The organism is Antribacter sp. NEAU-D49, assembly GCF_057158775.1.
Map to the genome: position 1 here is coordinate 32,886 of NZ_JBXTSN010000034.1, position 17,219 is coordinate 50,104.

General features: G+C 73.8%; 14 protein-coding genes. 13 read left to right on the forward strand and 1 reads right to left on the reverse strand.

Features of this window, described 5'->3' with window-relative positions; all coding sequences use genetic code 11:
- Nucleotides 1-27 precede the first annotated feature (27 nt).
- The 3 genes from AC060K_RS20420 to AC060K_RS20430 all read left to right on the forward strand — a co-directional run bounded on the left by AC060K_RS20420 (nt 28) and on the right by AC060K_RS20430 (nt 3,680).
- Nucleotides 28-1,311 (forward strand): DUF4192 domain-containing protein, encoded by a 1,284-nt coding sequence (locus AC060K_RS20420; RefSeq protein WP_483767189.1) that lies wholly within the window; start codon nt 28-30, stop codon nt 1,309-1,311.
- Between the two features lie 73 nt (nt 1,312-1,384).
- Nucleotides 1,385-1,753 (forward strand): universal stress protein, encoded by a 369-nt coding sequence (locus AC060K_RS20425; RefSeq protein ID WP_483767190.1) that lies wholly within the window; start codon nt 1,385-1,387, stop codon nt 1,751-1,753.
- A gap of 253 nt (nt 1,754-2,006) precedes the next feature.
- Nucleotides 2,007-3,680 (forward strand): RNA polymerase sigma factor, encoded by a 1,674-nt coding sequence (locus AC060K_RS20430; protein ID WP_483767191.1) that lies wholly within the window; start codon nt 2,007-2,009, stop codon nt 3,678-3,680.
- A 188-nt stretch (nt 3,681-3,868) separates the two neighbouring features.
- Here AC060K_RS20430 and AC060K_RS20435 read toward each other — a convergent pair whose 3' ends face one another.
- Nucleotides 3,869-4,066: a DUF7455 domain-containing protein gene (locus tag AC060K_RS20435; RefSeq protein WP_483767212.1), complete on the reverse strand. Its 198-nt coding sequence runs from the start codon at nt 4,064-4,066 to the stop codon at nt 3,869-3,871.
- A 259-nt stretch (nt 4,067-4,325) separates the two neighbouring features.
- Here AC060K_RS20435 and AC060K_RS20440 point away from each other — a divergent pair, with 259 nt between their 5' ends.
- From AC060K_RS20440 to AC060K_RS20485, 10 genes are all read left to right on the forward strand, one after another.
- A complete protein-coding gene (locus AC060K_RS20440) occupies nt 4,326-6,452 on the forward strand; it encodes a DNA gyrase/topoisomerase IV subunit B (protein ID WP_483767192.1) in 2,127 nt (708 codons plus the stop codon).
- Nucleotides 6,453-6,553: 101 nt separating this feature from the next.
- Entirely contained in the window at nt 6,554-6,979 is a 426-nt protein-coding gene (locus AC060K_RS20445) for a DUF4430 domain-containing protein (RefSeq protein ID WP_483767213.1), read from the forward strand.
- Nucleotides 6,958-7,575, forward strand: coding sequence for a DUF6580 family putative transport protein (locus AC060K_RS20450; RefSeq protein WP_483767193.1), 618 nt, complete (start codon nt 6,958-6,960; stop codon nt 7,573-7,575). The genes AC060K_RS20445 and AC060K_RS20450 overlap by 22 nt, the downstream gene beginning before the upstream one ends.
- A gap of 315 nt (nt 7,576-7,890) precedes the next feature.
- Nucleotides 7,891-8,187 (forward strand): WXG100 family type VII secretion target, encoded by a 297-nt coding sequence (locus AC060K_RS20455; RefSeq protein ID WP_483767194.1) that lies wholly within the window; start codon nt 7,891-7,893, stop codon nt 8,185-8,187.
- Between the two features lie 30 nt (nt 8,188-8,217).
- Nucleotides 8,218-8,511, forward strand: a complete 294-nt coding sequence (locus AC060K_RS20460) for a hypothetical protein (RefSeq protein WP_483767195.1) — start codon at nt 8,218-8,220, stop codon at nt 8,509-8,511.
- Nucleotides 8,511-9,932 carry a hypothetical protein gene (locus tag AC060K_RS20465; RefSeq protein WP_483767196.1) on the forward strand — a complete coding sequence of 474 codons (1,422 nt, stop codon included), beginning with the start codon at nt 8,511-8,513 and terminating at the stop codon, nt 9,930-9,932. The genes AC060K_RS20460 and AC060K_RS20465 overlap by 1 nt, the downstream gene beginning before the upstream one ends.
- The gene (locus AC060K_RS20470; protein WP_483767197.1) at nt 9,929-10,555 is read left to right on the forward strand and encodes a hypothetical protein; all 627 of its coding nucleotides are present in this window, start codon (nt 9,929-9,931) and stop codon (nt 10,553-10,555) included. The genes AC060K_RS20465 and AC060K_RS20470 overlap by 4 nt, the downstream gene beginning before the upstream one ends.
- Complete coding sequence (locus AC060K_RS20475; RefSeq protein WP_483767198.1) at nt 10,552-11,253, forward strand: hypothetical protein; 702 nt, start codon at nt 10,552-10,554, stop codon at nt 11,251-11,253. The genes AC060K_RS20470 and AC060K_RS20475 overlap by 4 nt, the downstream gene beginning before the upstream one ends.
- A gap of 35 nt (nt 11,254-11,288) precedes the next feature.
- Nucleotides 11,289-12,719 carry a hypothetical protein gene (locus AC060K_RS20480; protein WP_483767199.1) on the forward strand — a complete coding sequence of 477 codons (1,431 nt, stop codon included), beginning with the start codon at nt 11,289-11,291 and terminating at the stop codon, nt 12,717-12,719.
- A 1-nt stretch (nt 12,720) separates the two neighbouring features.
- Complete coding sequence (locus AC060K_RS20485; protein ID WP_483767200.1) at nt 12,721-17,103, forward strand: FtsK/SpoIIIE domain-containing protein; 4,383 nt, start codon at nt 12,721-12,723, stop codon at nt 17,101-17,103.
- Nucleotides 17,104-17,219 lie beyond the last annotated feature (116 nt).

Here is a 17,219-nt window from a genome sequence, read left to right on the forward strand (position 1 = left end):
GCCCCGGCTGCCCGGTGGGATCGGGACATGACAACAGCCACGGTGCGGGTCGGCGGACCCCACGACCTCCTCGCCTACATCCCCTTCCGGCTCGGCTTCCGGCCGCAGGACTCCCTCGTCGTCGTCAGCCTCCGGGGTCCACGGCGGTCCGTCGGGCTCGTCGCCCGGGTCGACCTCGACGACCTCGCCCTCGCACCGCCCGGCACCGGACCGGCCGGGAGCGGCGCACCCGACGGGATCGGGGAGCCCGGCGGGGCGGCGCTCGCCGACTGGCTCGCCGAGCACACGGTCGCGGACGGCGCGGACCGGGCGGTCGTGGTCGTGTACACCGCGGCCGACCTGGAGTCGCGTCCGCGCGGTGCCGAGAGGCGTGCCGTCGACCTCGTCCGCTCGCGTCTCGACCGGGTGCTCCCGGGTACCGAGGCGTGGGTCGTGGCGCCCACCGGGTACCGCGCGCTGGGGTGCGCCGACCAGGTCTGCTGCCCGCCCTCCGGCCGGCCCCTCGCCCAGATCGAGGGCAGCCGGGTCAGCGCCGGCATGGTCCTCGAAGGTCGTACCGTCGCCACCAGCCGCGCCGAGCGGTACGCCATCCGGCCTGCTTCCCCCGAGGCCCGGTCCCAGGCGAGCCGGGCCGCGGGCCGCTGGCAGCAGCAGCACGACCGGCTCGTCGCGGCGGCGGCGGGCACGGGTCCGGACGCGGTCGCGGCGGTGCGGGCGCTCGGCCGGCGGGGTGGTGAGGCCCTCGACCTGTGGCGCACCCTCACCCGGCAGGCGGCGGCGGAACCGGGCAGCCGGGTCGTCCTGGCACCCGTGCTGCTGGGCAGGCTGGCGGCCGGCCTCGCGGACACCTGGGTCCGCGACGCCGTCCTCCTGAGCCTCGTGCCGGGCACGGAGGAGCTGGCCGGTGCCACGGCCCGGCGGCAGGCCGACCCGGAGCGCGACGCCGCCATCGGTTCGGTGATGGCGCGGATCGTCGACCCGGCGATCGGCGAGCAGCCCGACCAGCGGCTGACGGTCCCCGCGTGCGTGGTCCTCCAGGCGGTCGTGGCTCACGTGCCGCGTCGGCGCTGGGCCCCGCCCTGCCTGCTGCTCGGGCTGCTGTCCTGGTGGGACGGCGACGGCGGCGGGGCGAGCGAGCGCGTGGCGGAGGCGCTCCGGGCGGAGCCGGGCTACCGGCTCGCGACGCTCCTGGCGAGCGCCCTCCAGGGCGGGGTGCCGCCCGGCTGGGTGGGGCGCGTGTACCGGGAGGAGGTGGAGTCGCGGGACGACGAGGCGGTGCCTCGCGCGTCACTGGGTGCCCGGGCGGGCTGACCGGCGGCAGGAGCCCGGCTTCGGGGTGGCGCCGCGCTGAGCCGCGCCCCGAAGTCGGGTAGCGTCGGTAGACATGACGATCGTCGTGGGCCACCTGGCCACGCCCGAGGGCCAGGCGGCGCTGAGCGCCGCAGTCGAGGAGGCGCGGCAGCGCGATCTGCCGCTGGTGGTGGTGACGACCGGCAAGGGCGCGGAGGACGGCTCCGACCCCGGCCTGCCGGAGCTCACCGGCTCCCTGGAACAGTCCGGTCTGCAGGTCCGCGTGGTGCCGGGCACCGGCGACCTCGCCGACGACCTGGTGCGCGCCGCGACCGACACGGGGGCCGAGCTGGTGGTGATCGGGCTGCGCCGCCGGAGCCCGGTGGGCAAGCTCATCCTGGGCGCGGGCGCTCAGCGGATCCTCATCGAGGCGCCGTGCCCGGTGCTGACCGTGAAGGTCTGAGAACGGGAATTCCCGGGCCCGCCCGGCCGTTGTCAGGGGAACAGGAATTCCCCCGGACTGTGAGGCCAGGCACGGACGGCAAGGTGATAATCCGCACGGATTCGCCCGGATCGTCGTGCCGACGCGGCGCGGACGGCTCCCGACGGTACAATATCCCTTGTCCGCCGGCGGCTGAAGAAGATCCGGTGAAGGCCCCGACGGCGGTACGCCGCCCCCTCGATTACCGAAAGGTCGGTTTGTGGCGCCCACTTCCGTGAAAGATCCCCAGAACGTCGCCCCTGTTCGTGACGCTGCGCGCGACAATCTGCCCCGCGAGTTCGAGCACCCCGCGCTGAAGGAGCTGCTCGACAGCGGCGTGGCTGCCGGGCGCGTGGAGGCCGAGAGCTTCCGCACCGCGTGCGAGGCAGCGCAGATCGCCGACGCCAAGCGGCTGAAGGCCGTGCTCCGTGCGCTCGCGAACGCCGGCGTCGAGGTGGGGGTGCCCACCGCGACCAAGGTGGCCGCGGCCTCTGCCGCGCGCTCCACGTCGGTGGCGGCCAAGGCCCCCGCCGAGGGCGAGGCTCCCGCGACGGGGACGGCACGGCGCACCACCCGAACCTCCGCGTCCACGAGCCGTGCGGCGGCCAAGTCCCGCACGTCCGCGGCGAAGGGTGCTGAGGTGGCGCCCGAGCCCGAGGTCGTCGAGGAGCCCAAGAAGCCCGCGACGCGCCGGAAGGCCGCTCCCAAGGCGGGCGACGCCAAGACGCCGGCCAAGGGCGCCAAGGGCAAGGCCGCAGGTGCCAAGGGTGACGACGAGGAGCTCGAGGACGTCCCGATCGAGGATCTCGAGGTCGACCTCGAGGTCGAGGACGTCGAGGTCCCGGTCGAGGTGACGGACGACGACGCCGAGCCGGTCGCCGTCGCGCCGGTCGCCGTCAAGGCCGAGGCGGACGAGGACACGGGCTTCGTGGTGTCCGACGCGGACGAGGACGACGCCCCGGTGCAGCAGGTCGTGACCGCCGGCGCCACGGCAGACCCCGTCAAGGACTACCTGAAGCAGATCGGCAAGGTCGCGCTGCTGAACGCCGAGCAGGAGGTCGAGCTCGCCAAGCGCATCGAGGCCGGCCTGTTCGCCGAGGAGCGTCTCGCGTCGCAGACGTTCGACCGCGCCGACCCCGACCAGCGCCGCATGGAGCGCGACCTCAAGTGGATCGCGCACGACGGCAAGCGGGCCAAGAACCACCTCCTGGAGGCGAACCTGCGCCTCGTGGTCTCGCTCGCCAAGCGCTACACGGGTCGCGGCATGCTGTTCCTGGACCTGATCCAGGAGGGCAACCTCGGCCTCATCCGTGCCGTCGAGAAGTTCGACTACACCAAGGGCTACAAGTTCTCGACGTACGCCACCTGGTGGATCCGTCAGGCGATCACCCGCGCCATGGCCGACCAGGCTCGCACCATCCGCATCCCGGTGCACATGGTCGAGGTCATCAACAAGCTGGCCCGCGTCCAGCGCCAGATGCTCCAGGACCTGGGCCGCGAGCCCACGCCGGAGGAGCTGGCCAAGGAGCTGGACATGACCCCCGAGAAGGTGGTCGAGGTCCAGAAGTACGGCCGCGAGCCCATCTCGCTGCACACGCCCCTCGGTGAGGACGGCGACAGCGAGTTCGGTGACCTCATCGAGGACTCCGAGGCCGTGGTGCCGGCTGACGCGGTGAGCTTCACCCTCCTCCAGGAGCAGCTGCACCAGGTGCTCGACACGCTGTCGGAGCGCGAGGCCGGTGTGGTCTCGATGCGCTTCGGCCTGCAGGACGGCCAGCCCAAGACGCTCGACGAGATCGGCAAGGTCTACGGCGTGACGCGTGAGCGCATCCGGCAGATCGAGTCCAAGACGATGTCGAAGCTGCGGCACCCGTCGCGGTCCCAGGTGCTGCGCGACTACCTGGACTGACGCTCGATCCCGACGCACGAGGGCCCCGCTCGACGAGCGGGGCCCTCGTGCATGCTCGAGCCTCGGGTCGGCCGCGTCGACCCGTCCCTCCGCCTGTGGCACCACGCATCGCGGACAAGGAACGACGGCCCGCCCCCCGAGGGGCGGGCCGTCGTCCTGTGTGGTCTGGGTGCGGCGAGCGCCTGGCGTCAGGCCTTGCCGTGCTCGGCGAGGAGCCGGTCGGTCTCGTCCTGGACGTGCTTGGCGACGCCCGTGTACGCAGCGGCGTGCGCACGTCCGTGGTGGCCGCAGAAGAGCAGCTCGCCCACTGGGAGAACGACGCGGACGTAGGCCTGGGCACCACAGCGGTCGCAGCGGTCGGCGGCGGTGAGCGGTTCGGTCGTCATGGTGGTCACGTCTCCATCCAACCATCCAGGCCCGCGGTCCATGCCGACCGAGGTCGCCGGTTCGCTGCGAGCATAGCGGCGCGTGTCACACTCCGGGTACGACGTACCGGGCAATTGCGCTAAGAGGGAAATAATCGCCACCCGCCCGGCAGCCTCACCCCGCGGCCTCGATGCGGGGCCGTCGACGGGACGTACCGGGCGGCCCTCTGTGTGGAGCGCCTCACGGAGGCTGTCGGTGGACTCGTCTACGCTGGGCGCCGTGACCACCACCTCCGAGTCGAGCTACACCGCACGCCACCTCTCCGTCCTCGAGGGCCTGGAGGCGGTGCGCAAGCGGCCCGGCATGTACATCGGGTCCACGGACTCCCGCGGCCTCATGCACTGCCTCTGGGAGATCATCGACAACTCGGTGGACGAGGCGCTGGGCGGCCATGCCTCGCAGATCGACGTGGTGCTGCACGCGGACAGCTCGGTGACGGTGCGCGACGACGGGCGTGGTATCCCGGTCGACATCGAGCCCAAGACGGGCCTGTCGGGTGTCGAGGTGGTCTACACGAAGCTGCACGCGGGCGGAAAGTTCGGTGGCGGCTCGTACCAGGCGTCGGGCGGCCTGCACGGCGTGGGCGCGTCCGTGGTGAACGCGCTGTCCTCCCGCCTCGACGTCGAGGTGGACCGCGGTGGCAAGACGTACCGCATGACCTTCCACCGGGGCGAGCCCGGGAACTTCGCCGACCCGGCCGACGGTCCGTCGCCCGACGCGCCCTTCCAGCCGTTCGTCGACCACTCGGAGCTTGCGGTCGTCGGCAAGGTCGCGCGCGGCCGGACCGGCACGCGGGTGCGGTACTGGGCCGACCGGCAGATCTTCCCCAAGAGCGCGGTCTTCAGCTACGACGAGCTGGTCACCCGGGCGCGGCAGACCACCTTCCTGGTGCCCGGCCTGGAGATCCGGGTGCGGGACGAGCGGGGCCTGCCCGGCACGCCGGGCGAGGCCGGTCCGCACGAGGAGGTCTTCAGGCACACGGGCGGCACCGTCGACTTCGTCGAGTTCCTCGCGCCCGACTCGCCGGTCACGGCCACGTGGCGGCTGACGGGCTCGGGCACGTTCACGGAGACCGTCCCGGTCCTGGACGAGCGCGGCCACATGTCGCCCCAGGCTGTGCAGCGCGAGTGCGAGGTGGACGTCGCGGTGCGCTGGGGCACCGGCTACGAGACCGAGGTCCGCTCGTTCGTGAACATCATCGCGACGCCCAAGGGCGGGTCGCACCTGTCGGGCTTCGAGCAGGGTCTGCTCAAGGTGCTCCGCAAGGCCGTGGAGACCAATGCGCGCCGGCTGAAGATCTCCGCCAAGGAGGGCGCGGACCGGATCGAGAAGGACGACGTGCTGGCGGGCCTCACGGCCGTCGTCACCGTCCGCCTCGCCGAGCCGCAGTTCGAGGGCCAGACCAAGGAGGTCCTCGGCACGGCGCCGGTGAAGGCGATCGTCTCGCGGGTGATCGAGAAGGAGGTCAACGCGATGCTGACCTCGACGAAGCGCGACGAGAAGACGCAGGCGTCTCTCCTCCTCGACAAGATCGTCGCCGAGATGCGGGCGCGGGTCACAGCCCGCAAGCAGAAGGAGATCTCGCGCCGCAAGAACGCGCTGGAGACCTCCTCCCTGCCGGCCAAGCTGGCCGACTGCCGCAGCGACGACGTCGAGCGCTCGGAGCTGTTCATCGTCGAGGGGGACAGCGCGCTCGGCACGGCCAAGCTTGCGCGCTCCAGCGACTTCCAGGCTCTCCTGCCGATCCGCGGCAAGATCCTCAACGTCCAGAAGGCGTCGGTCAGCGACATGCTCCGCAACGCGGAGTGCGCCGCCATCATCCAGGTGATCGGTGCGGGCTCGGGCCGGTCGTTCGACCTGGAGGCGGCCCGCTACGGCAAGATCGTGCTGATGACGGACGCCGACGTGGACGGCGCGCACATCCGCACGCTGCTGCTGACGCTCTTCTACCGCTACATGAAGCCCCTGGTCGAGGCCGGGCGGGTGTACGCGGCGGTGCCGCCCCTGCACCGCGTCGAGGTCATCGGCAGCGGGCGCAAGGCGAACGAGTACATCTACACGTACTCCGAGGCGGAGCTGCAGGCGACCCTCCGCAGGCTCGACAAGGCGGGCCGGCGCTACAAGGAGGACATCCAGCGCTACAAGGGTCTGGGCGAGATGGACGCAGACCAGCTGGCCGAGACCACGATGGACCCCCGTCACCGCACGCTGCGCCGCGTCACCGCGGCTGACGTCGAGGCCGCCGAGCGGGTGTTCGAGCTCCTCATGGGGTCCGACGTGGCGCCGCGCAAGGAGTTCATCATCGCGGGCGCGGACGAGCTGGACCGCAACCGCATCGACGCCTGACCGCCGCCCGCGGCGGGCTGCGCCGAGGGCCCCACCCGAGCTGCGCTGTTCATGAGACGACTCTGCCCGGTGGGCGGACGACGGCCTAGGCTGGCCGCGTGATGATCTCGACCTTCCGCGCTCGTACGCTGCCGCTCGCCCTCACGGCCCTCCTCACTGCGGGCCTCTTCGCCGGCTGCTCCGCGGCGGAGCAGACGGACGCGCCGGTCGTGTCGGTCGACGAGTCCGCCTCAGCGCCGGCCGACGGGGACGCCCCGTCCGCGGTCACCGCAGAGGCGACGGAGTTCTCGTACGCGGGCGAGGCCGGCCGCACGGCCCTGGAGCTGCTGCTGGAGGCCGACCCCACGGCGGAGGTCAGCGGCGAGGGCGAGATGGCGTACGTGACGGCCGTCGACGGCCGTGCGGCCGACGACGCGGCGAAGGAGTTCTGGGCGCTGTATGTCGACGGCGAGCAGGCGCAGGTGGGGGCGGGAACGCTCGTGACCGAGGACGGACAGGAGATCACGTGGAAGCTCGAGACGTACTGACCGAGACCCGCCGGGACCTCGGCGCGCGCGAGCTCGCGCGGCGCTGGTGGCGTCCCGCGCTCGTGGTCCTCGCGCTGGGCCTCGCCGTCGGCTGGCGCTTCGTGCGCGAGGACCTCGGCGCGCCGCCCAACCTGGAGCTGCTCACGGCCGCCACGTTCTTCTCGGCGGTCCTGCTGCGGCACCGCGCTGCGCTGCTGGTGCCGCTGGCAGCCGTGGCACTCAGCGACGTGCTGCTCGGCAACACGTCGATCCTGCTCTTCACCTGGACGGCCTGGGCCGTGGTCGGGGTGGCGGCGCTGCTCGGCCGCCGCACCACGGGCCTGCGCCGGTACGCTGCGGCCCTCGGCCTCGGGGTGGGCGGATCGGTCTGGTTCTTCCTGTGGACCAACTTCGGCGTCTGGCTCCTGGGCCGCGAGGCCTACTACGCGCCGGGACTCGACGGCCTGCTCGCGAGCTACGTCGCCGGGCTGCCGTTCCTCCGGACGATGCTGCTCGGCAACCTGGTGCTGGTCCCGCTCGCCGCGGTCGCGGTCGGCCTCGTCGAGCGCCTGGAGCGCCGCGTCCCGTCACTCGCCCCGGCTGCCCGGCCCGCCTGACGGGCCCGCCTGCCCGGCCCGCCTGACGGGCCCGCCCGGCCCACGCCCGAGCGCGCCTCCCGTACGGGAGGCGCGCTCCGTCGTCGTCGGGCAGCTGCTCCGTGCGCAGGCGCTCGGGGCGGCCGGGACGCCGGACGAGCCGACGTCCCGCAGCTGCAGCCCACCACCTGCGTACACCCCGAGCGAGCAGGGGGACGATCGCCTACGGCGACGAAGACTGGGATGTTTGCCCCGTATTGCCCGTTTGTTCATGTCCGGTTCGCGTGGCCTGCTTACTTTCGGTACGTCCGCAGGTCGATCGAAAGGGCTGGAACCATGGCGAACCTCAACGTGACGTATGCCGACATGCAGGACGCCGCGAAGCGCATCTCCGCTGGTCAGGCAGAGATGGAGACCAAGCTCCGCGAGCTCAAGAACCTCGTCGACCAGCTCGTGAACGGCGGTTACGTGACCGACAAGTCCTCCGTCGCCTTCAACTCCGCGTACGGCGAGTTCAACACGGGTGCGACGCAGTGCATCGGCGGCCTGGAGGGCATCTCCCAGTACCTCGACGCGGCGGCCGAGGCGCTCCGCGGCACCGACGAGGAGCTCGCCAAGGCCCTCAACAAGTAGTCCCGCCCGAGCCTGCGAGAGGGGGACCCGGTGAGCGACCTCGTCGTCACCAAGATCGCCGTCGACGACGCCGCGGCGCAGATCAAGAAGATCATCGCGGAGTTCGAGGGCGCCAACAAGCGGCGCGGCGAGAACGCCGAGCTCTGGGGGCACCCGCTGGTCCGCTCGGCGATGCACGACTTCGTCGAGGACTGGTGGGTCAAGCGCGAGAAGCTCACCGGGAACCTCAAGGACCTGCAGAAGAAGATGGAGCAGGCCGCGCAGGCCTGGACCGACCTCGAGATCGAGCTGACGAAGTCGCTCGAGCCCCCCGCGGGCGCCTGATGGCCGCCCGCACCCAGGAGTGGCACCTCGTCGGCTACGACAGCGACCCGGTGCCCAGCGAGGGCAGCGCCCTCGACGACGTCATCCGGTACTACCGGGAGCTCGCCGACATGATGTCGACGGAGGCCCAGCTCCTGAAGCAGATCGGCGACGGCGACACCACCCTGCTCAAGGGCGTGTCGGCCGACGCGATGCGCAAGCGGGCGAGGGAGTCCCAGGACGCCCTGCACAAGGCCGCCGACCGGTACGACCAGATGGAGCGCGCGCTGCGGGAGTACCAGCCCGAGCTGGCGCACGCGCGGTCCGAGACCGGCTTCGCCGTCAAGGAGGCCGAGGACGCCGCCGCCGCACAGCGCGCCGCCGAGGGCATGCCCGACCCGGTGAACCAGCCCCGGCCGCCGGACGCGGAGCCCCTCACCCCCGAGGAGGAGAAGCAGTCCGCCTCCCGTGGCAGCGCGCTGTCCGGGGCGTCCGACGCCCTGGCGAAGGCCAAGGAGCGCGCCCGGGCCGCCATGGAGCGGTTCGACGGCGCCGCCCGCCGCGCCGCCGACGCCATCCGCAAGGACTGGCACGTCGACGGCCTGCACGCCAGCGGCTGGGACAAGTTCGTCCACGGGTTCAACAAGTTCCTCAAGGCTCTCGTCGAGGTGCTCGGCTACATCGGCCTGGCGCTCGCCGTCCTCAGCGTCCTCATCCCCGGCGTCGGGTTCCTCACGGTCACGGCGCTGGTGGCCGGCGCGATCTCCGTGGTGGCCAACATCATCCTCGCGGCCCAGGGTGAGGGGAGCTGGCTGTCCGTCATCCTCGGCGTGGTCGGGCTCGGCCTCTACGGGTTCTCGGCCTTCGCGACGCGCGCCGCCACGAAGGGCCTGGCGGGGGTCCACGGTGCGGCGCGGTCGGGCATCACGGACGAGCTGCAGCACCTCTCCAAGCTCGAGCTGTGGACCGGCCGATTCCTCCGTACCACCGGCAATCCCGCGTTCCGCAACGTCCCGAACCTGGAGCAGCGCATCGGCAAGGTGCACGACCTCGGCAAGTGGCTCGAGAAGAACCCGGTCAAGCCCGAGTGGTTCCGCACCAGGCACCCGGACTACCTCAAGTTCGACCTGGCCCGGTTCAAGGACCCGCGCGGCAACTGGCGCATCGACAAGGTGTTCGGCGTGGACCGCGCCGTCGACTGGAAGTCGTGGAGCGCCCAGGTGTCCAAGATCCTGCCGAGCGTGGGCCCCATGGGTGGCCCGGCCGCGTGGATGTACGCGGGCGGCTTCTCCCAGAAGCTGGCCGGGTGGAGCTTCGCCGGGTTCAACATCGGCGGCAGCCCCTCCTTCCTGAACAGCCTGACGGGCCGCCCCGACGCCCGCAGCGGCACCCTGCTCACCGATGCGAACTACGCCGGGCTCTACTCGGGGCAGAACCTGTGACCGGGGCCTGGTCCTGGTCCGTGGAGGCGGACCGCGACCGCTGGCTCGTGGTGCCCGCCGGTGCCCCGGCCCCGTGGGTCACCGCGGTGGTGGACGCGACCCGCGAGACGATCGCCGCGTTCGTCGCCGAGGAGACGGGCCCCGACGGGCCGGACGCGCTGGCCTCGCCCGAGCTCACCCGCATGTGCGAGGAGGCGGTCGCGAACCTGTGCGCGTTCGCGGACGGCGTCGGGCCGGACGCCGGCGTCGTCGCGGCGGTCGGGCTCCTCGACCGCACCCCTGTGCCGGTCCTGGTGGCGGTCGACGTGGCGGACGACGGCGCGGAGCCGGCCGACCTGCTCGCCCTGTGCGGGGCGACCGGCGGCAGCCCCGTGGAGGACCCGCGGGTCGAGCACCTCGACCTGGCCGACGGCGACGGCGTGCGGGTCGTGCGGCTCGACGTCGGGGAGCAGTCCGGCGAGGTGTGGGCGAGCGTGGCGCTCGGCCGCCGCGTCGAGCACCCGGACGCCGTCGTCGACACCGTCCTCGTCTGGCGCACCACCGACCTGGTCCTCCTGTCGCTGATGGTCGAGCTGCTCGACGAGCTGCTCGCCGCGGTGCAGGTCACAAGGAGCGACGCATGAGCCCCGACGCCCGCCCCACCGACGCCTGGGTCTTCCTCCTGCCGCCCGGCTGGGCCCGCTTCCCCGTGAGCGAGGGCCGTGAGCGCGAGCTCGACGAGGCCATCGAGGCCGTCGTCGCGCGGGCGCTGCCCCCCGACCTTCCTCGTGACACCGCCGAGCCGTACCGCCGCCTCCTGCGTGAGCGGCTGCACCAGGGCATCACCGCCGCCGGGGCGGAGGGCGCGAACGCCGTCTACCTGCCGTACGACACCTTCGAGGGGGTCGTGCTGCCCTGCTCGCTCGTCGAGCTCGAGCTCACCACCGACGCCGGGACGGACCCGCGCGACATCGTTTCGAGCGTCCTGGCCGACGGCTACGAGGATAGCGAGGCCGTGGAGGTCGACGGCCGTCCCGGCGTGCGGGTCGTCTCCACGCTCCACGAGGTGGAGCAGGACGACGACCTCCCCGTGGTGTCGAGCCGCCAGGTGCTCTACGCGCTCAACCGCGACGAGGACGCGGGGGAGTGGCTCGTCCTGTCCTTCCACGCCGTGTGGAGCACGCCGGAGACGGAGCGCCTCGCCGAGGCGCTGGTCCTGTTCTTCGACGCCCTCATGGGCACCTTCCGCTGGGCGGGCCCGGGCACGCTGCCGGGCGACGCCGCCGGCAGCCCGGTCCCCGGCTCTGCCCCTGTCTCCGGCCCCGCGGCCGGCGACGCCTGATCCCACCTTCTTTCCTGTCCCCGATTCGGAGAACCGTGCGCCCCACCGCCGCCGGCCGGCTCGCTGCCCTCACGGCCGCCGCCTGCCTCGTCCTCACCCTCACCGCGCCGACGGCCGCCTCGGCCGCGGTGGTCCCCGCCGGGCCCGCTGCCGGTGTCGCCGCGACCCTGCGGTCCGCCGAGCAGGAGGACGTCACCTACTACGTCGTCCCGGAGATCACCGACGGAGAGCCGGAGTTCCTCTTCGAGCTCGCCCAGCGCTTCCTCGGCGACGGCAACCGGTACCAGGAGATCTTCGACCTCAACCAGGGCCGTACCCAGCCCGACGGGCTCGCGCTCACCGACCCGTCGGTCCTCCTTCCCGGGTGGGTCCTCGTCATGCCCGACGGCGCCGCCGGTGACGGCCTCCAGACGGGCCCCCTCCCGACGACGCTCGTGACCCCTCGCGCACCTCGGCTCTCGCCCGCGCCCGGCAGCGAGGAGTCGAGCGCCGCGGCGTCGCCGGCGGACGAGGGCACGACGTCGGCCCCCGAGCCCACCGGCTCCGGCACGGAGACCGGCGAGGCGGCGGCCGGCGACGCGGCGGCCGACGACGCCGGCGGTGTCTCACCGGTCCTCCTCGTCGCCCTCGTGGTGCTCGTCCTGGCGGCGCTCGCGGCGGGCGTCTGGTACCTGCTGCGCCGTCGGGCCGCCGCCGCGGCGGCCGAGGAGCCGTTCGACGACAGCCTGCTGCGCCCCGACACGTCGTCGTCCTGGATGGTGGACCGGGCGCTGCGTGTCCTGGTCGCCGCGTGCGAGCGCGAGGGCATGGACGTCCCGCGCCTGGTGGGCGTGTTCGTCGAGGGCTCGGGCCTGCGGCTGCGGCTCGCCGGGCCGGTCTCGCCCGCGCCGGTGCCGTGGGTGGCGTCGGAGGACGGGCAGAGCTGGGCCGCGCCGCTGGCGCGCCTGCAGTCGGCGCCCGCGTCCGAGGAGCCGACGACGCGGTTCGCCCGGCTCGTGACCGTCGGCATGGCCGAGACCGGCCGGGTGCTCGTCGACTTCTCCGCGGCGCGCGGGACCATCAGCCTCGACGGCCCCACCCGGGCCAAGCACGAGGTGCTGCGCCGGTGGCTCGGCGAGCTGACGGCGAACCCGTGGTCGGACGACCCGCGGGTCGTCGTGGTCGGCAACGGCATGCCGCAGCAGGAGTCGGTGGAGCACCTGGCGCACCTGGAGCAGCTCGTCCCCGAGCTGGAGAGCGAGGGCCACGGGGTGCTCGTGCTCGCCCAGGCGCCGTCGACGGCGCAGCAGGCGATGCTCGCGCAGCGGTTCGCGAGCCCGTCGTTCCGCTGGGTCGTCGTCGTGCTGGGCGCGGTCCCGACGGCGAAGTGGCGGTTCACGGTCGACGGCGACGGCTGGCTGCGCAGCAGCTTCCTGCCGGACGTCCGGTACATCGACCGCCCGGCGGCGCGCAAGGGCGGCAAGTGACGTGCGCGTCCACCTGACGGTCGAGCACGGGCCGCGGGCGGCGCTCGTGCTCGTGGACACCGACGAGCGCGTCACCGCGGCCGACCTGGTGGAGCGCCTGGGCGCCGAGGTCGGCGCCCCGCGGGCCGCCGTCGCCCACGTCGACGGCCGGCCCGTCGACGGGGACGCCACGGCAGGCGACGTCGGGCTGCGGGACGGCGCCGCCGTCCGGTTCGGCGCCGCGTCCCCGCCGGAGCCCGATCCCGGGCCCGTCGACCTGTGCGTCACGGGCGGCGCCGGGGCGGGCACCGTCGCGCGGCTCGGGGTCGGTGAGACGGTGGTCCAGGCCGACGCCGGGCGGCTCCTGCTCGACCAGCCCGCCGAGGGCGGCCGGGTGCAGGTCGCCGTGGTCGTGGGGTTCGACGGCGGGGTGCGCGTGCGGCGGGTCGCCGACCCGCGCTCGGCGAGCCGGGCCGTCACGCTCGACACGCTCGACGAGCCGCTCGGCGAGGACGAGGTCCGGTGGCCGCCCGGGGCCCAGCTGACGCTCGGCGGGAGCGCCCTGACGGTCCAGCCCGCCGCGCGGCCCGATGCCGACCTGCAGCCCGGCGACGGGACGTGGGACTACAACCGGCCGCCGCGGCTGCTCCCGCCGCAGAGCGGGACCCGGTTCCGGCTGCCGGCGCCGCCGTCCCCGCCCGCGCGCAACCCGCTGCCGTGGCTCGCCGCGGCGATGCCCGCCGTCCTGGGGGTCGTGACGGCCCTCGTGTTCAACTCACCGCTGTTCCTCATGCTGGCCCTCGCGTCGCCGCTCATGGCGGTGGGCTCCTGGTGGACCGCCCGCCGCAACGGCGTGCGGTCGCACCGCGACCTGCTGCGGGAGCACGCCGCGGAGCGCGCCGCGCTCGAGGCCGAGGTGCTGGAGGCCGTGCGCAGGGAGCAGCACCGCCGCCGGCTGTCGAGCCCGGGTGCGGCCGAGCTGCGCACCATCGCGACGACGCCCACCCGGCGGCTGTGGGAGCGGCGTCCTACCGACGCCGACCACCTCGCTGTGCGGCTCGGCCTCGCCGACGCGACGAGCCGCGTCGAGGTGGAGGACCTGACCGAGCCGGAGCACCGGCGCAAGACCCAGGCCACGCTCCCCGCGGTGCCGGTGACCGTGGGGCTGCGCGACGCGGGCGTGGTGGGGATCGCCGGGCCGGGGGACTGGCCGAGGCGCCGGGCCCGCTGGATCGTCGGCCAGCTCGGCGTGCTGCAGAGCCCGCGCGACGTCCAGGTGTACGTGCTCACGTCGCCCGAGCACCTGGACGAGTGGGCGTGGGCGGCCTGGCTGCCGCACCTGCGGCCGGCGCTCGGCCAGGACACCGTCGCGACGATCGGCGCCACCACGCAGACCCTGGCGGCCCGCGTCGCCGAGCTCGGGGCGCTCGTCGCCGAGCGGCGTGCGGCGAGCGAGAAGTCGTCCGGCCGCTCGACGGTGTTCGCGACCGAGGTCGTCGTGGTGCTCGACGGCGCCCGGCGGCTGCGTGCCCTGCCGGGGGTGGTGACGATCCTGCGGGACGGGCCGGCCGTCGGGGTCAGCGTGGTCTGCCTCGACGGCGACGAGAAGCTGCTGCCCGAGGAGTGCACCGTCGTGGCGCACGCCCGGGCCGAGGGCGGGATGCTGCTGCGGCGCCAGAACCTCGACGACCTCGGCCGGATCCTCGTCGACGAGGTGGAGGACGACTGGTTCGAGGAGGTGGCCCGGGCCGTCGCCCCGGTGCGCGACGTGAGCGCCACCGAGTCCGAGGGGCTGATCCCGGACTCCGCGCGGCTGGTCGAGGTGCTCGGGATCGAGGACGTCACCCCGGAGCAGGTGGTGGGCCGCTGGCGGTCCGGCAGCGGGACGACGCAGGCCGTCGTCGGCGTGTCGCTGGACGGGCCGTTCGTCCTCGACCTGGTGAAGGACGGGCCGCACGGGCTGGTCGCGGGGACCACGGGCTCGGGCAAGTCCGAGTTTCTGCAGACGGTCGTGGCCGCCCTCGCTGTGGCGAACTCTCCCGAGACCATGACGTTCGTCCTGGTGGACTACAAGGGTGGCGCGGCGTTCAGCCAGTGCGCGCTGCTGCCGCACACCGTCGGCATGGTCACGGACCTCGACTCCCACCTCGTGGAGCGCGCCCTCGACTCGCTCCGCGCCGAGCTCACCCATCGCGAGCACGTGCTCGCCGCCGCGGGCGCGAAGGACCTGGAGGACTACGTCGACGCCCAGCGGCGCGGCCACGCCGGACCGACGCTGCCGCGCCTGCTCATCGTCATCGACGAGTTCGCCGCGATGGCCAAGGAGCTGCCGGACTTCGTGGACGGCCTGGTGAACATCGCCCAGCGCGGCCGCTCGCTCGGGATCCACCTGATCCTGGCCACGCAGCGGCCGTCGGGCGTGATCTCGCCCGCGATCCGGGCCAACACGAACCTGCGGGTCGCGCTGCGCATGACCGACACGAGCGAGTCGTCCGACGTCATCGACGCGCCCGAGGCGGCCCAGATCGCGAAGTCGCAGCCGGGCCGCGCCTACGCCCGGCTCGGGCACTCGTCGCTCGTGCCGTTCCAGGCGGCCCGCGTCGGCGGACGGCGCCTGCGCCGTACCGAGGCCGTGGAGGTCGAGCCGCCGTTCGTGGCCCGGCTGCTGCCCTCGGGGCTCGGCGAGCCGGCCCCCGCCCGGCAGCGGGCCGCCCGCCGCGTCGAGGACGACACCGACCTGTCCGCGATCGTCACCACGCTGCGTGAGGCCGCGGCGCTCGGCGGCTACGAGGCGCCGCGCAGCCCGTGGCTCCCGGCGCTCCCCGGCCTGCTCACCCTCGCCGAGCTCACGGAGCGCGCGGGGGTCGCGGAGGCCGCCGAGCCTCCGGCGCCCGGCACGTTCGCGTGGGGCCTGGAGGACGACCCGGGGGCGCAGCGCCAGGAGCCTGCGGTCATCGACCTCGACACCTTCGGGCACCGGTACGTCGTCGGCGCCCCGGGCTCGGGCCGGTCCACGGTGCTGCGCACGACGGCGGTCGCCGCGGCCCTGGCCAACCCGGTCGCGGACCTGCACGTGTACGCCGTCGACTGCGGCAACGGCGCTCTCGCCGTCCTTGACGAGCTGCCGCACACGGGCGCCGTCGTGCAGCGAACCCAGGCCGACCGCGCCGCCCGGCTCCTGACCCGCCTGCGGGCGGAGCTCGCCCGCCGCCAGCAGGTGCTGTCCCAGGGGAACTACGCGAACGTGACCGAGCAGCGCTCGCTGGCGCCGGCGCACGAGCGGCTGCCGCGCGTGCTGCTCCTGGTCGACCGCTGGGAGAGCTTCGTGTCGTCGTTCGGCGAGGTCGACAACGGGGCGCTCGTCGACATCGTCCACGAGCTGCTGCGCGACGGCGCGAGCGCGGGCGTGCACCTGCTCGTCGCCGGTGACCGGACGCTGCTGACGAGCCGGATGAGCGTCCTCACCGACGACGTCCTGGTGCTGCGCCTCACCGACCGGTCCGACGCGGGCATGGCGGGCATCGCCTACCGCAAGCTGCCCGACGAGATCCTCCCCGGGCGTGCTTTCCGGGGCGGCTCGGGGCGCGAGGTGCAGGTCGCGATCGTGGGGGAGGACCCGGGCGGCCGGGGTCAGACCGACGCGGTGCGCGGGCTGGCCGCCGTCGTGCGGGAGCGCGAGCAGGTGGTGCCCGGCACGGGCCCGTTCCGGGTGGACGACCTGCCCGCGACGATCACGCTCGACGCCGCCTACGCGTACGCCGGGCCGGAGGCCGCGAAGCCGATGTGGGCGATGGTGGGCGTGGGCGGCGACCAGCTCGCGGCGCTCGGCATGGACCTCGCCGGCGACGCGCCCACGTTCATCGTGGCTGGTCCCGCCCGGTCGGGCCGCAGCACGCTGCTCGCGGTGATGGCCGAGTCGCTGCTCCGGGGAGGCACCGAGCTCGTGGTCCTCGCGCCGCGGCCCAGCCCGCTGCGCGACCTCGACGGGCGCCCCGGCGTGCGTGTGGTGCACACCGGGACGGAGCTCACCGAGGAGGACCTCGCGCCGCACCTGGACCCGGACGGCACGCCCGTGGTCCTGGTCGTGGACGACGGCGGCCTGCTGCAGGACGTCCCCGCCAAGGCGTGGCTGCGCGCGTTCCTGCGCACGGCCCAGGACAACCGGCGGGGGCTGATCCTCGGCGGCGACTCGACGGAGGTCGCGTCGGGGTTCTCGGGCTGGCAGGTGGACGCCAAGAAGGGGCGGCGGGGTGCGCTGCTGAGCCCGCAGGCCCCGCTCGACGGCGACCTCGTCGGCGTGCGCCTGCCGCGCTCGTCGGTGTCGTCGCAGGTGACGCCGGGGCGGGCGCTGGTGCACCTGGGGACGGGCGAGCTCGTGACGCTCCTGGTCCCGACGGTCCCCTGACCTCGGTTCGCTGTGGGTATGGCTGTGGCGGGCTTACTGATGGTAAGTAAGTAGCGGGTCGACGACGACCCGGCCTCCCGCAACGACGCGGGAAGCACCTGGAGCTCGACGAGGAG